The sequence below is a fragment of the Pseudomonas sp. F01002 genome, assembly GCF_004402115.1.
Lineage (GTDB): Bacteria > Pseudomonadota > Gammaproteobacteria > Pseudomonadales > Pseudomonadaceae > Aquipseudomonas > Aquipseudomonas frigoris.
In genome coordinates this window covers 36,535-51,183 of the sequence record NZ_SOPU01000028.1, presented here as the reverse complement: position 1 = coordinate 51,183, position 14,649 = coordinate 36,535, and the positions used below count along the sequence as shown (strand labels likewise).

Genomic DNA, 14,649 nt, shown 5'->3' with positions numbered 1-14,649 from the left:
CGCAAAGAAGTAGGGAAGAACTGATGCCGCTGCAACGTCTGGAAAGTCTGTCCGAAATCGCGTCGCAGACGTGGGATGCCCTGGTGCCCGAGAATCAGCCCTTTCTGCGCCACGCCTTTCTCAGCGCGCTGGAAGACAGCGGCAGCGTCGGCCCTCATTCCGGCTGGCAACCCGAGCATTTGCTGCACATCGAAGGCGATCGCCTGATTGCCGCGCTGCCCAGTTATCGCAAATGGCATTCTTACGGCGAGTACGTGTTCGATCACGCCTGGGCCGATGCCTGTGAGCGTGCCGGTATCGATTACTACCCCAAGCTGCTGACGGCTGTGCCGTTCAGTCCGGTCAGCGGCCCGCGTTTGCTGGCGGCCACGCTCGAGGACGGTTTCGAACTGTTGAAAAGCCTGCCGGGCTACCTTGAAATCGAACAACTCTCCAGTGCCCACATCAACTTCACCGACCCGTTCACTGACGCGGCCTTGGCCGAGCAGCCGGGCTGGTTGCAGCGTATCGGCTGTCAGTACCACTGGCAGAATCGCGGGTATCGGGATTTTCAGGATTTCCTAGACGTCCTCAGTTCGCGCAAGCGCAAGCAGATGCGCAAGGAGCGCGAACAAGTGGCGGGGCAGGGCATTGATTTCGAATGGCTTGAAGGTAGGCAACTCGATCAGGCGCAGTGGGATTTTGTCTATGCCTGCTACGCCAACACCTACGCAGTGCGTCGGCAAGCGCCGTATCTGACGCGGGAGTTTTTCAGTTTGCTGGCCGAGCGCATGCCAGAGTCGATTCGTGTGGTGTTGGCCAAGCAAGGCTCACGGCCGGTGGCAATGGCCTTCAGTCTGGTGGGTGGCGACAGCTTTTACGGTCGTTACTGGGGCTGTCTGGCGGAGTTCGACCGTCTCCACTTCGAGACCTGTTTCTATCAAGGCATGGACTACGCGATTGCCAATGGCTTCCAGCGATTCGATGCCGGTGCCCAGGGTGAGCACAAGTTGATTCGCGGGTTTGAGCCCGTGATCACTCATTCATGGCACTACTTGCGCCATCCCGGCCTGAAAGCTGCCGTCAAAGACTTCCTGCAGCAAGAGCGCGTTGGTGTGTTGGCGTATGCCGAGGAAGCGAGGACGGCCTTGCCTTACCGGCAGGATTGATCCTGGGGGGATCACACTCACTATTGTGGGAGCGGGCTTGCTCGCGAAGGCGGTGTATCAGTCGACATAATTGTTGCCTGACACTCCGCCTTCGCGAGCAAGCCCGCTCCCACAGGATTATTGTCGATCAGAAGATTTAGTCGATGCCGACAAATCCCCCCGTCTGGTGCTGCCACAACCGTGCATACAACCCGCCATGGGCCAGCAGTTCGGCGTGGCTGCCGGTTTCGGCGATCTTGCCTTTTTCCAGGACCACCAGCCGGTCCATGCGGGCGATGGTCGAGAGCCGGTGGGCGATGGCGATCACGGTTTTGCCCTGCATCAGGGTTTCCAGGCTTTCCTGGATCGCCGCTTCAACTTCCGAATCCAGCGCCGAGGTGGCCTCGTCCATGATCAGGATCGGCGCGTCCTTGAGCAGCACGCGAGCAATCGCAATCCGCTGACGCTGGCCGCCGGAGAGTTTGACCCCGCGCTCACCGACGTGGGCATCAAAACCGGTGCGGCCTTCGGAGTCCGACAACAACGGAATGAACTCGTCGGCGCGGGCCTTGTGCACCGCCTCCCAGAGTTCGGCGTCGGTGGCGTCGGGTTTGCCGTACAGCAAATTGTCGCGGATCGAGCGATGCAGCAAGGACGTGTCCTGGGTGATCATGCCAATGCGTTCCCGCAGGCTTTCCTGGCCGACTTCGGCGATGTTCTGGCCGTCGATGAGGATACGTCCGCCCTCCACGTCATAGAGGCGCAGCAGCAGGTTGACCAGTGTTGACTTGCCGGCGCCGGATGGACCGATCAGGCCGATTTTCTCGCCAGGCTTGATGGTCAGGTTGAGGTCGCCAATGATCCCGCTCTTCTTGCCATAGTGGAAATCCACGTGCTCGAAACGCACTTCGCCACAGGTTACCAGCAACGGTTTGGCCTGCTCACGATCAGTGACGCTGACCGGTTGAGAAATGGTCTGCAAACCGTCCTGAACCATGCCGATGTTTTCGAAAATGCCGGTGACCACCCACATGATCCAGCCGGACATGTTGACGATGCGGATCACCAGGCCGGTGGCCAGGGCAATGGCGCCTACGGTGATCAGCGACTGCGTCCACAGCCACAGGGCCAGGCCGGTGGTGCCGACGATCAGCAAGCCGTTCATGCTGGTGATGACCACGTCCATGCTGGTGACCACCCGGCCGGCCAGTTGGGCTTTTTCGGTTTGTTCCTTGATCGCTTCGCGAGCGTATTGCTGCTCGAAATTGGTGTGGGCGAACAGCTTCAGGGTGGTGATATTGGTGTAGCCGTCGACAATCCGTCCCATGAGTTTGGAGCGCGCATCGGAGGACACGACCGAACGTTCCTTGACCCGTGGCACGAAGTAGTAAAGGGCACTGATGAAGGCGACGATCCAGGTCAGCAGCGGGATCATCAGGCGCCAGTCGGCTTCGGCGAACAGCACCAGCGAACTGATCGCGTAGATCAGCACGTGCCACAGCGCGTCCACGGCTTGCACGGCTGAATCGCGCAGTGAGTTGCCGGTTTGCATGATGCGTTGGGCGATGCGTCCGGCGAAGTCGTTCTGGAAAAAATTCAGGCTCTGTTTGAGCACATAACTGTGGTTCTGCCAGCGGATCAGGCTGGTCATGCTGGGGCTCAGGGTCTGGTGCACCAGCAGGTCATGCAGGCCAACAAAAATCGGCCGAAAAACCAGGGCTACCACCGCCATCCAGGCCAGCTCGATGCCGTGTTCCTTGAAGAAATCGACGTTAGGTGTGCCTTGGGTCAGGTCGATGATGCGACTCAGGTAACTGAACAGCGCTACTTCGATCAGCGCACCGATCAGACCGACGAACAGCAGGACGGCGAAACTCGGCCAGACCTGCTTCAGATAATAGGTATAAAAAGGGAGAACCCGATCCGGCGGAGCGGCCGTCGGGGCCTCGCGGAAAATGTCGATCAGTTTCTCGAAACGGCGATAAAGCATCAGTTCTCCGCCCGCGCACGGGCTCTCCTTTGAACAGTGTGAGCGGCGCACTCCGGCGGCCGCTCAAGACTTCCTGTGTAGCTTAGTCGATGACTTTGGCTGACTTGATGAACACAGGGTCGGCTGGCACATCTTTCATGCCGCCACGGGTGGTGGTTTGCGAGTTGACGATGACGTCCACCACGTCCATGCCTTTCACGACTTTACCGAAGACCGCATAGCCGTCACCGCTGTCGAGGAAGTCGTTGTCCTTGACGTTCACGAAGAACTGGCTAGTGGCCGAATCAGGATTAGAGGTGCGGGCCATGGACAGCGTGCCACGGACGTTATGCAGACCGTTTTTGGACTCGTTCTTGATCGGTGCCTTGGTTTCTTTCTGCTGCATTTGTTGAGTGAAACCGCCGCCCTGGATCATGAACCCTGGAATTACACGGTGAAAAATCGTGTTGTTGTAGAAGCCGCTGTTGACGTAATCAAGGAAGTTCTTGGTACTGATCGGCGCTTTGACCGGGTCCAGTTCGATCTCGATCTGGCCGTTGGTGGTTTCCAGCAGCACGTGCGGCGCCTTGGCGGGCGTTGCGGCCATCAGGTTGGCGGCAAACAGAACGGAGCCAGCGACGAGGGCGATTTTTTTCAGCATGGGTCAGTGATCCTGAGTGAGGTGGTGTCGACTGCGGTGAGAAACTCGAGCAGCGTTTGGTTGAACATTTCGGGTTGATCCAGCGGGGTGGCGTGGCGCGAATCGGCAATCACCACCAGCCGCGCATCGGGCAGCAGTTTTACGTAGGTCTCTTTCAGCGAAACCGGTGTGTAGTCACGGTCGGCGCTGACGATGAGGGTTGGACAGGAGACCCTCGAAAGTCGTTCCTGAACCCCCCAGCCAACGATTGCATCGAAGCTGGCGAGATAAGCATATTTGTCGTTTTTTGCCCAGCGCTCGGCCATTTTTTGTCGCAAGTCACCCTGTTCGGGTTTCGGGAACAGCTTGCCGCCCAAGGCCGTGCCGATGGCGCCCAGACTGAGGACGCGCATCAGGCTCCAGCGCTTGAACCACTGCCAGTAATCGTCGCGGTTGCGCAGTTTTACCTCGGGCGCGCTGTTGACGATGCACAGGCTTTTGAGCAATTGCGGCTGATCCACGGCCAGTTGAAAACCGATCATGCCGCCCATGGACAGGCCCACGTAATGAGTGGGGCCGAGGTTCAGGTGTTCAATGAGGGCGATCAGGTCGGCGCTGAACCCGGCGATGCTGTAGCGCTCGCGGGGTTTGTCGGAGCGACCGTGGCCGCGTACATCCGGGACGATCACCCGGTAGCGGGCCGACAGCGCCGGGATCTGCTTTTCCCAGTCCAGGGTGCTGGAACCCAGCCCGTGAACCAGCAGCAACGGCGTGCCGTGGCCATATTCCTCATAGTGCAGGTTGCAACCTTCATGTTCGAAATAGGCCATGCGTACACTCCGTGTCAGGCTTGTTCAGGGGCGGCGAAAGGGGCATCCAGCGGCGCAGTGTCGAAAGTGCGCAGCAGTTCGATAAGAATCTGCGTGGCCGGACCCAAGGGTTTGTCCTTGTTCGAGTACAGGTAGAAGCTCGGGTTGCGGCTGCCACCCTGGTCCAACGGTAGCAGCTTGAGCAGACCTTCCTTGAGTTCTCGTTCGATCATGTGCCGAGGTAACCAGGCGAAACCCAGGCCGCTGCTGACAAAAGTCGCCGCGGTGGCCAGGCTGCCGACGGTCCAGCGCTGTTCCGCGCCGAGCCAGCCAACGTCCCGTGGCTGCTGGCGGCCGGAGTCGCGAATGACCACTTGCATCTGAGATTCCAGATCCTGGAAGTTCAGTTCGCGGTTCAGACGATGCAGCGCATGTTCCGGATGGGCAACGGCGACGAATTCAACATCGCTCAATTCCGCGCCCAAATAACCGGGAATGCTGAACCCGGTGATCGCCAGGTCCGCCACGCCTTCCAGCAACACTTCTTCGACACCCGACAACACCTCTTCGCGCAGACGCACCCGGCAGCCACGGCTCTGCGGCATGAACGCGGTCAAGGCGCGGACGAGGCGGGCGCTCGGGTAGGCGGCGTCAACCACCAGTCGCACTTCCGCTTCCCAGCCTTGTTCCATGTGGTGGGCCAGGTCTTCCAGCTGACTGGCCTGTTTCACCAGTTGCCGCGAACGACGCAGCAGCACGCCGCCGGCTTCGGTCAGCACCGCTTTGCGGCCATCGATGCGCAACAGCGGCACGCCGAGCTGGTCCTGCATGCGCGCCACGGTGTAGCTCACCGATGATTGCGAGCGGTGCAGCGCTTCGGCGGCCTGTGCGAAACCGCCGTGGTCGACCACGGCCTGTAACGTTCGCCATTGATCAAGGGTCACGCGGGGCGCTTTCATGAATAGCTCCTCTTGTCCTAAGCTGGCAGTCCTTATTGGAGACTGCTGAATGAAAAAATTCTGTTGCGTGCTGTTGGCAATGCTGCCGCTGACGGCGTTTGCCTATCCGATCGACGTTGAAAAACAGCTGAACGGCTTGAGCATCGACTACAACGCGTATGACACGGATAGCGACATCGCCTCCATTCAGGTGAACAACTACGGCACCACCGATGCGGCCTGTAAGGTAGTTTTCAACAATGGCCCGGAAGCGCCACGCACCCGCAATATCGAAGTGGCCGCTGGTAAACACAAAAATGCCACCGCCAAGTTCAACCGGAGCATCATCAAGATGCGTATCAAACTGACCTGCACCCCCAAATGACCTTACAACCCTGTGGGAGCGGCGGTGCGGCGATCCGACTTGCTCGCGAAAGCGGTATGTCAGTCAACATTGATGTCGACTGACACGGCCTCTTCGCGAGCAAGTCGGATCGCCGCACCGCCGCTCCCACAAGGCATGCTCCGCTTATAAACGAATTTATTGATGGTTTATAGCAGTTATTTGCGCTTTTTCATCGATTTAACTCTGTTTAACCTTCACTCCATCGACCTACAGCATTCTCAGATGGAGGCTACATCCCATGTCCCGCGTTCTGATCATCGAAAGCAGCGCTCGTCAGCAAGACTCGGTTTCGCGTCAACTGACCCAGACCTTCATCAGCCAGTGGCAAACCGCGCACCCGAACGACCAGATCACCGTTCGTGACCTGGCCGTCAACCCGGTACCGCATCTGGACATCAACCTGCTGGGCGGCTGGATGAAAGCTGCCGAACAGCGCAACGACATCGAACAGGTTTCCCTGGAACGCTCCAACCAGTTGACCGACGAACTGCTGGCCGCCGATGTGCTGGTCATGGCCGCTCCGATGTACAACTTCGCCATCCCGAGCACCCTCAAAGCCTGGCTCGACCATGTGCTGCGTGCCGGCGTGACCTTCAAATACACCGACACTGGCCCGCAAGGCTTACTCAGCGGCAAGCGTGCCTACGTGCTGACTGCGCGCGGCGGGATCTACGCCGGCAGCCCGGCGGATCACCAGGAACCCTACCTGCGTCAGGTCATGGGCTTCATCGGGATTCACGACGTGACGTTCATTCACGCCGAAGGCATGAACCTGGGCGGTGACTTCCAGGAGAAAGGCCTGAGCCAGGCCAACGCCAAGCTTTCCCTCGTCGCCTGAGGCTTTAATCGCCAGATAATCCCTTGATGTTCAAGTGACCTGGCGCAACCTCTTCAAGGCTTTACGCGCATCGAACCTCCCTTTGCACTTGTTGCTCCTGAGTGCTGTAGCCCGATTGAACGCTTTAGCGAGATCGGGCTTTTTTTTGCCCGGGATTCGGGAGCGTGCACATAACCCCTGTGGGAGCGGGCTTGCTCGCGATTGCGGTGTGTCATTCAACATTGATACCGACTGGCACGCCCTCTTCGCGAGCAAGTCGAATCGTCGCACCGCCGCTCCCACATTAGTGGATTTGTGTGTTGCCTGACGATTCGCAGAGAAGAGTAAAAACCGCTATCGTCGCCGCCATTCGAAACGAGGCGAGCATGGGCTATCTACTTTTTGTCACGCTGATTCAGGCGTTTTCCTTCAGCTTGATCGGCGAATACCTGGCCGGTCATGTCGACAGTTACTTTGCGGTGCTGGTGCGAGTGGTACTGGCGGGGCTGGTGTTCATTCCGTTGACCCGCTGGCGTTCGGTTGAACCGGCGTTCATGCGCGGCATGCTGCTGATCGGCGCGTTGCAGTTCGGCGTGACCTACGTCTGTCTGTACCTGAGCTTTCGGGTGCTGACAGTGCCGGAGGTGTTGCTGTTCACCATCCTCACACCGCTGCACGTGACCTTGATCGAAGACGCGCTGAACCGGCGCTTCAATCCGTGGGCATTGGTCGCGGCACTGGTGGCGGTGATGGGCGCGGCGGTGATTCGCTACGACCAGATCAATCCCGATTTCTTCATGGGCTTCCTGCTGCTGCAACTGGCCAACTTCACCTATGCCGCCGGGCAGGTCCTGTACAAACATCTGGTGGCGCGCCATCCGAGCGATCTGCCGCATTATCGGCGGTTCGGCTACTTCTACCTTGGCGCACTGGCGGTGGCGTTGCCGGCGTTTTTGTTGTTTGGCAAACAGAACTTCCTGCCCGAAGCACCGCTGCAATGGGGCGTGCTGGTATTCCTCGGCCTGGTCTCGACTGCGCTCGGGTTGTACTGGTGGAACAAGGGCGTGTGCTTGGTGAACGGCGGGACGCTCGCGGTGATGAACAACCTGCATGTGCCGGTGGGGTTGTTGATCAATTTGCTGATCTGGAATCAGCATGAAGAGTTGGGGCGGTTGTTCTTTGGCGGTGGCGTGATTCTGCTGGCGGTGTGGATCAGTCGTTTGGGCATCCGACGCGCAGCCAAATTCGTGTAGGAACTGCGGCAATGATCAGATGACATCTATGTGACCATCATTCATCTAGTTTTTTGGTATTTTAAATGACGTGTAGTGCTAACGTATTTTCTTTCAGATACGTGTGTCTAACACTTTTTTTTGTTGTTTTTTCGCCTTTCGTGCTGGCTGGCGAAGCGCATATAAAAGACTGGAAGGATCTAACTATCAGTGATCTTTCTGCTATGCGACAACTGATAGTTACTTCTCATCCAGGCGCTATAGATAGTAGTAATGAGGCTTTTACAGGCTGGGTTGAACAGGGTTATTTGGAAGCAAGTCAGCTGTCCAAACGCGTCAACTCAAGGAAAGACTCTCAAGCCGTGCTGAATTTTTACATTGCAGGCTTCAAGGATGGACACGTAGGGGTGAATCAACCTAATCAAGGAAGTTCTTCCTGGGCAGGTTTTATTTTGGATATGCAGGGGCGGGATTTCGTTGTAAAACACGTCGCTAAAAATTGGTCTGTACCATTACCGCCGATTGATTCCAAGGTTATATCGTGTGATGACAAGTCGGTCCGCGAGATACTAGAGAGTGAATTATCTCCTTATATTGATCGTAGACTTAATCTAAATTCGACCTGGTTGCACTTAGCCAAGCAGTTAACTGTCGATGATGCCAGCTATCCCGTGCTGTCGAGAAACTTATCAAAAAGCTGTTTGGTTGTTCTCCCAAATGGAGAAAGACAGAGCTTTACTTTATTGTGGCAAGAAGATCGTGGGCAATTGGAGGCTTTCCTGCGCCAGCCTCAACCGCCCCAAGCTCTCCTAAATTTGGGGGGCGGGCAATATTGGATACATGTGTCGAATTTTATGCCATCAGCAGCCGAAAATGCTTCCCTCGATAAAATGCTCGACGTCATCAAGAGTATCAATGATGCGAAGCTGGTTGTGCTTGATACACGAGGGAATCGCGGCGGTAACAGTTTAGTTGGCGCTGAAATACTTTCTGCTCTGTTAGGCTCGCAATTGGTAAAAAGCTTGGATGAGCCATCTCGTGCGTATGCGATGTGGCGAGTTTCTCCTTTTGCACTCTCAACGCTCAATAAAGCTCTAACTACCATGGAAAGCGACTATGGAAAAAATAGTGAAGCTTATCAATTTGTTTTTAGTTTATACAAGTCAATGGAGCTCGCACTTCACGAGAAGAAAGACTGGTTACGCCAGCCTAGCACTTCCTCGGTCGATCAAGAGGGTTCGAGAGGAATCAATGCCCAAGGTTTTAAAGGTAAGCTTGCACTGGTTACTGACTCATTTTGCGCCAGTGCCTGTCTAGACTTTGCGGACGTCGTTCTTGCTGTTCCGGGGGTTGTCCATTTTGGTTTATCAACGAGCGCTGATACACTTTATATTGATATAGGCTCTCAAACACTGCCGAGTGGTGCCCAGTTCTGGCTACCGTTAAAGGTATGGAGAGGCCGAACACGAGAAAATAATCAAAGTTATGATCCCCAATTTGTTTTTGATGGGGATATAAACGATACAGCAGCAGTTCAAAAGTGGGTTCTTGATAACTTATGATCGGATCGGCGCCATTCCTCAAGCGCGCAGCAAACCGGTGTTACATGATGTGTTTTTCCGGCTCGGGAATATGGCTTGCGCCGAGCATCGCCGGCAGTAGCCCGGCCCGTAAATCCCCGCCACTGGGCTGCTGATAAAGGCTCAACCCAAACTCCGGCAACACCGCCAGCAAGTAATCGAAAATATCCCCCTGAATCCGCTCGTAATCCGCCCACACGGTGGTGCGGGTGAAGCAGTAGATCTCCAGCGGAATCCCCTGAGCGGTGGTTTGCATCTGGCGGACCATACAGGTCATGTTCGGCTGGATTTCCGGGTGACTCTTCAGGTACGCCAATGCATAGGCGCGGAAAGTCCCGATATTGGTCATCCGTCGACGGTTGGCCGACATCGCCGCCACATTGCCCTGAGCTTCGTTCCAGGCCTTGAGTTCAGCCTGCTTGCGACTGATGTAGTCGGTCAGCAGGTGAACCTGAGAAAGTTTCAGCTCTTCGTCATCGCGCACAAACCGCACGCCACTGGCGTCGATGAACAGGCTGCGCTTGATCCGTCGGCCGCCGGACTGCTGCATCCCGCGCCAGTTCTTGAACGACTCGGACATCAGGCGCCAGGTTGGAATCGAAACGATGGTCTTGTCGAAATTCTGCACCTTGACCGTGTGTAGCGTGATGTCGACCACGTCTCCGTCGGCACCGACTTGCGGCATCTCGATCCAGTCGCCAACCCGCAGCATGTCGTTGCTGGTCAGCTGCACGCTGGCGACGAACGACAGCAGGGTGTCCTTGTAGACCAACAGAATCACCGCCGACATGGCGCCCAGACCCGACAGCAGCAACAGCGGCGAGCGGTCGATCAGCGTGGCGACGATGATGATCGCGCCCAACACGTACAAGACCATTTTCGTCAGTTGCACGTAACCTTTGATCGAGCGGGTGCGGGCGTGTTCGGTGCGGGCGTAGATGTCGAGCAGGGCGCTGAGCAGGGCACTGACCGCCAACAGCAGGAACAGAATGGTGAACGCCAGCGCGACGTTACCGAGGAAGATCAGACTGGTCTTGCTCAACTCCGGCACCAGGTACAGGCCGAACTGGATCACCAGCGACGGGGTCATCTGTGCCAGACGATGAAACACTTTGTTGTGCCGCAAGTCGTTGACCCAATGCAGCGCGGGCTGGCGACCGAGCATTTTGGTCGCATGCAGAATGAGGTAGCGCGCCACTCGTCCGAGGACCAGTGCAACCACCAGCAATACCACCAATGCCAGGCTGGAATGCAGGAGCGGGTGCTGATCAAGGGCACCCCAAAGGTCTTGGACGTTGAGCCAGAGCTGTTTGATATCCATGGGTAAAAACGGTTCTTCTGTAGGACGCGACGGGGCGATTAGAGCATTTAAGGCGCTTTGGATGACGTTTGAGGACAAAAGACGCAACAAAAAAACCACTGTTTAGCGCCGTTTGTATAAAGAAACTCGGCCTTAGCGCTCGAAACCGTTACCCTATGCAGCTGTTTTTTTGTATTTCTTCGAGGTAGCACCCGTGTTTTCCCAATTCGCCCTGCACGAACGCCTGCTCAAAGCCGTGGCCGAGCTTAAATTTGTCGAGCCAACGCCTGTGCAAGCAGCGGCTATTCCGCTGGCGCTCCAAGGGCGTGACCTGCGGGTGACAGCGCAAACCGGCAGCGGCAAAACCGCCGCCTTCGTTTTGCCGATCCTCAACCGTCTGATCGGCCCGGCTAAAGTCCGCGTCAGCATCAAGACCCTGATCCTGCTGCCGACCCGCGAGCTGGCCCAGCAAACCATCAAGGAAGTTGAGCGTTTCGCTCAGTTCACCTTCATCAAGTCCGGCCTGATCACCGGCGGTGAAGACTTCAAGGTCCAGGCTGCCATGCTGCGCAAGGTGCCGGACATCCTGATCGGTACGCCGGGCCGGATGATCGAGCAACTGAACGCCGGCAACCTCGACCTCAAGGAAGTCGAAGTACTGGTCCTCGACGAAGCCGACCGCATGCTCGACATGGGCTTTGCCGAAGACGTCCAGCGTCTGGTGGAAGAGTGCACCAACCGCCAGCAGACCATGCTGTTCTCTGCCACCACCGGTGGTTCGGGCCTGCGCGAGATGGTCGCCAAGGTGCTGAACAACCCTGAGCACCTGCAGCTCAACAACGTCAGCGATCTGAATGCGACCACCCGTCAGCAGATCATCACCGCTGACCACAACCAGCACAAAGAACAGATCGTGAACTGGCTGCTGGCCAACGAGACCTATCAGAAGGCCATCGTGTTCACCAACACCCGGGCCATGGCCGACCGTATCTACGGCCGTTTGGTGGCGCAGGAATACAAAGCGTTTGTGCTGCACGGTGACAAGGACCAGAAGGATCGCAAGCTGGCCATCGACCGTCTGAAGCAGGGCGGTGTGAAAATCCTCGTCGCCACCGACGTCGCCGCTCGCGGCCTCGACGTGGAAGGCCTGGACCTGGTGATCAACTTCGACATGCCGCGCAGCGGCGACGAATACGTTCACCGCATTGGTCGTACCGGTCGCGCCGGCAACGATGGCCTGGCCATCTCGCTGATCTGCCACGGCGACTGGAACCTGATGTCGAGCGTCGAGCGCTACCTCAAGCAGAGCTTCGAGCGCCGCACCATCAAGGAAGTCAAAGGCACCTACGGCGGACCGAAAAAGGTCAAGGCCTCGGGCAAAGCCGTTGGCGTGAAGAAGAAAAAGGTCGACGCCAAAGGCGACAAGAAGAAAACCGGCGCCAAGGCCCCGACCAAACGCAAGATCGCCAACCGCCCGAAGACCGACGCCCTGTCGCTGGTCAGCAAGGACGGCATGGCGCCGCTGAAACGCCGCAAGCCGGAAGCGCCGGCTGCTGAATAAGCAGTTCTAGCGACCAATAAAAAACCGGACCAATGTCCGGTTTTTTTATGCCTGGGATTCCTGAGCCGGATCAACCCTCGGTTTTCTTCTCCGCTGATTCCAGCTCCTTCAATCGCTGATCGATCAACTGGCACTTATCCGGCAGATCCTTGCTCGCCGTCCCCAAATCCATCTTCTGCAACTCATCGTTGATTTCCTTGGCCTTGGCCGGATTTTGCTCGGTGAGCTTGGTGACTTCCTTGGCCAGTTGCTCGCGTTTGGCGGTGGCTTCCTCGGGGGTGCAGGCCCAAGCGGGGAGGGCGCAGGCGAGGGTGGCGGCGAGGGTGAGTTTCAGCAGGGTTTTCATTGGGGTGGCCTCGGTTCCGTGTCGGGCGGTTAATCGGTTGAGGCCGCGAGGTTGTGAAAGTTCACTCGTGATCAGCCGGTTTAGGTGGTGCCCCTCGTCGATTACGCCTTCTGGGTCCAACCATTTATTGACGCCAGAATAGTGGCTCTCTAATATCGCGCCACTATTGTGCTATCAGTCTCCATTCGAGGGATCGAACATGTACCCACCCGCCCTTGTGGCGAGGTTGTGCCTGGCTTTGCTGTGCCTTTCTCCGCTGAATCTTGCTCACTCCGCCCCCACCCCCGGTGAAACCGATCTGATCCGCGAACGTCAGGATCGCTTGCTCGAAGAGCAGCGTCGGCGTCTCGAAGAACTCAAGGAATTACCCGGCAAGGAAGCCAAACCCACGCAGCCGGCTGCCCCCGCCGACGCGCGTTGTTTCCCCATCAAGGACATCGAGCTCAAAGGCGCCGACAGTCTCTCCGAGAGCGAAAAAAGTCGTCTGCTCAAGCCGTACATCGGCCAATGCCTAGGCGTCACGCAGCTCAACGAACTGCTGAAAGTCATCACCGACCACTACATCGAAAAAGGCCTGGTCACCAGCCGTGCCTACTTGCCGCAGCAGGATTTGTCCGGCGGGCATCTAAAGGTGCTGGTGGTCGAAGGCAAGCTCGAAGGTTTGAAAGGCGCGCAGGGCAGCAAGCTGTCGGACCGCGAGTTGGGCATGGCTTTTCCCGGCAAGACTGGCGAGTTGGTCAACCTGCGGGAAATCGAGCAACTGGTCGATCAGCTCAACCGTTTGCCATCGAATCAGGCGCAGATGGAGTTGGCGCCGGGCAAGAACGTCGGCGGCAGTGAAGTGCTGGTCAAGAACACCCCGCAAAAGCCCTGGCGTGCCGGGTTGTCCCGCAGCAACGACGGCCAGCGCAGCACCGGCGAGCAGCAGTGGGGCACGACGTTTGATTGGGACAGCCCGCTGGGTTTGGCGGATCAGTTGATGTTGCGCGGCGGTCACGATGCGATGACCGATCACCAGCACACCTCCAACAACGCGATGCTCAATTACAACCTGCCGTGGGGCTGGTGGAACTTCAACTACACCTACAGCCAGAGTGAATACCGCTCGCAGGCTCAAGCCAATGGTTTCAATTTCAAGCAGACCGGCGATAGCGAAAACCATCAGCTGCGCGCCGAGCGGGTGATCCACCGCGATGCCGTGAGCAAGACATCCCTCAGCACCGGTCTCTCTTACCTGCGCACCAACAACTTCATCGAAGACAGCAAGCTCAAGCTGAGCAGCAACCGCATCAGCGAAGCGCAGTTCGGCATCAACCACGGTCGGCGAGTCGGCAGCGCGTTCGTCAACATTGACCTCGGCATGCAGCAAGGCATCGGTGCGTTCGATGCGCAGGGCAACGGTCACCCGGGCCCCGGCGAGCCGGACGCGCGCTACCGCAAATACACAGCCACCGCGAGCTACCTGCAACCGTTCAAGGTGTGGGGTGAGTCGTTCAGTTTCAGTAGCCTGATGACTGGCCAGCGCAGCGAAGATGTGCTGTTCAGTCCGCAGCGCACCAGCCTCGGTGGGCAGTCGTCGATCCGCGGTTACAAGGATCAATCCTTGTCCGGCGACAGCGGCGGCTACTGGCGCAACGACCTGCGCTGGAGCCGTCCGGTGACCCTGGAATGGCTCCGCCCGGCGTTCGCCGAATACGGCACCAGCCTCGGCTACGACCAGGGCGTGATTCGCGGCGATCGCTACAACGGCGATCAGCACGGGCGCATGTCCAGCAACTCCGTGGAGCTGTTCGCCCGGGGGCAGCACCTGGCCGCCAGCGTGACCTTTGCCCATTCCCTGGAACGTCCGGACACCCTGACCGAGCGCGAAGCGCCGATCTATTTCCGCGTGGATTTCTTCCTCTAAATTCTGCTTTAAACGAGA

12 protein-coding genes and 1 pseudogene are annotated in these 14,649 nt (G+C 57.6%); 7 read left to right on the top strand and 6 right to left on the bottom strand.

The window, feature by feature from the left end; genetic code table 11:
- Window positions 1-23: 23 nt before the first annotated feature.
- Window positions 24-1,148, top strand: a complete 1,125-nt coding sequence (locus E3W21_RS24460) for a GNAT family N-acetyltransferase (protein ID WP_046048079.1) — start codon at window positions 24-26, stop codon at window positions 1,146-1,148.
- A gap of 136 nt (window positions 1,149-1,284) precedes the next feature.
- Here E3W21_RS24460 and E3W21_RS24455 read toward each other — a convergent pair whose 3' ends face one another.
- The 4 genes and pseudogenes from E3W21_RS24455 to E3W21_RS24440 form a co-directional block, all read right to left on the bottom strand.
- Window positions 1,285-3,117: an ABC transporter ATP-binding protein gene (locus tag E3W21_RS24455; RefSeq protein WP_129442035.1), complete on the bottom strand. Its 1,833-nt coding sequence runs from the start codon at window positions 3,115-3,117 to the stop codon at window positions 1,285-1,287.
- Window positions 3,118-3,199: 82 nt separating this feature from the next.
- The gene (locus E3W21_RS24450) at window positions 3,200-3,757 is read right to left on the bottom strand and encodes a peptidylprolyl isomerase A (RefSeq protein WP_008153188.1); all 558 of its coding nucleotides are present in this window, start codon (window positions 3,755-3,757) and stop codon (window positions 3,200-3,202) included.
- 3 nt (window positions 3,758-3,760) lie between these two features.
- Window positions 3,761-4,566: pseudogene (locus tag E3W21_RS24445) on the bottom strand (alpha/beta fold hydrolase).
- A 14-nt stretch (window positions 4,567-4,580) separates the two neighbouring features.
- Window positions 4,581-5,504, bottom strand: coding sequence for a LysR family transcriptional regulator (locus tag E3W21_RS24440; RefSeq protein ID WP_129442037.1), 924 nt, complete (start codon window positions 5,502-5,504; stop codon window positions 4,581-4,583).
- Between the two features lie 49 nt (window positions 5,505-5,553).
- Here E3W21_RS24440 and E3W21_RS24435 point away from each other — a divergent pair, with 49 nt between their 5' ends.
- From E3W21_RS24435 to E3W21_RS24415, 4 genes are all read left to right on the top strand, one after another.
- A complete protein-coding gene (locus E3W21_RS24435; protein ID WP_129442039.1) occupies window positions 5,554-5,868 on the top strand; it encodes a 3-phosphoglycerate kinase in 315 nt (104 codons plus the stop codon).
- A gap of 259 nt (window positions 5,869-6,127) precedes the next feature.
- On the top strand, window positions 6,128-6,727 hold the full coding sequence (locus E3W21_RS24430; RefSeq protein WP_134422147.1) for an FMN-dependent NADH-azoreductase: 600 nt from the start codon (window positions 6,128-6,130) through the stop codon (window positions 6,725-6,727).
- Between the two features lie 365 nt (window positions 6,728-7,092).
- Window positions 7,093-7,959 (top strand): carboxylate/amino acid/amine transporter, encoded by an 867-nt coding sequence (locus E3W21_RS24420; protein WP_134422146.1) that lies wholly within the window; start codon window positions 7,093-7,095, stop codon window positions 7,957-7,959.
- 65 nt (window positions 7,960-8,024) lie between these two features.
- Window positions 8,025-9,500 (top strand): S41 family peptidase, encoded by a 1,476-nt coding sequence (locus E3W21_RS24415; protein ID WP_134422145.1) that lies wholly within the window; start codon window positions 8,025-8,027, stop codon window positions 9,498-9,500.
- Window positions 9,501-9,540: 40 nt separating this feature from the next.
- Here E3W21_RS24415 and E3W21_RS24410 read toward each other — a convergent pair whose 3' ends face one another.
- The gene (locus E3W21_RS24410) at window positions 9,541-10,839 is read right to left on the bottom strand and encodes a mechanosensitive ion channel family protein (RefSeq protein ID WP_134422144.1); all 1,299 of its coding nucleotides are present in this window, start codon (window positions 10,837-10,839) and stop codon (window positions 9,541-9,543) included.
- Window positions 10,840-11,032: 193 nt separating this feature from the next.
- Here E3W21_RS24410 and E3W21_RS24405 point away from each other — a divergent pair, with 193 nt between their 5' ends.
- Entirely contained in the window at window positions 11,033-12,379 is a 1,347-nt protein-coding gene (locus tag E3W21_RS24405) for a DEAD/DEAH box helicase (RefSeq protein ID WP_008153197.1), read from the top strand.
- Between the two features lie 70 nt (window positions 12,380-12,449).
- Here the strand turns inward: E3W21_RS24405 and E3W21_RS24400 are convergent, their stop codons facing one another.
- Window positions 12,450-12,725, bottom strand: a complete 276-nt coding sequence (locus tag E3W21_RS24400) for a hypothetical protein (protein WP_134422143.1) — start codon at window positions 12,723-12,725, stop codon at window positions 12,450-12,452.
- Between the two features lie 199 nt (window positions 12,726-12,924).
- Between E3W21_RS24400 and E3W21_RS24395 the strand changes: the two genes are divergently transcribed.
- Window positions 12,925-14,631, top strand: coding sequence for a ShlB/FhaC/HecB family hemolysin secretion/activation protein (locus E3W21_RS24395; protein WP_134422142.1), 1,707 nt, complete (start codon window positions 12,925-12,927; stop codon window positions 14,629-14,631).
- Window positions 14,632-14,649 lie beyond the last annotated feature (18 nt).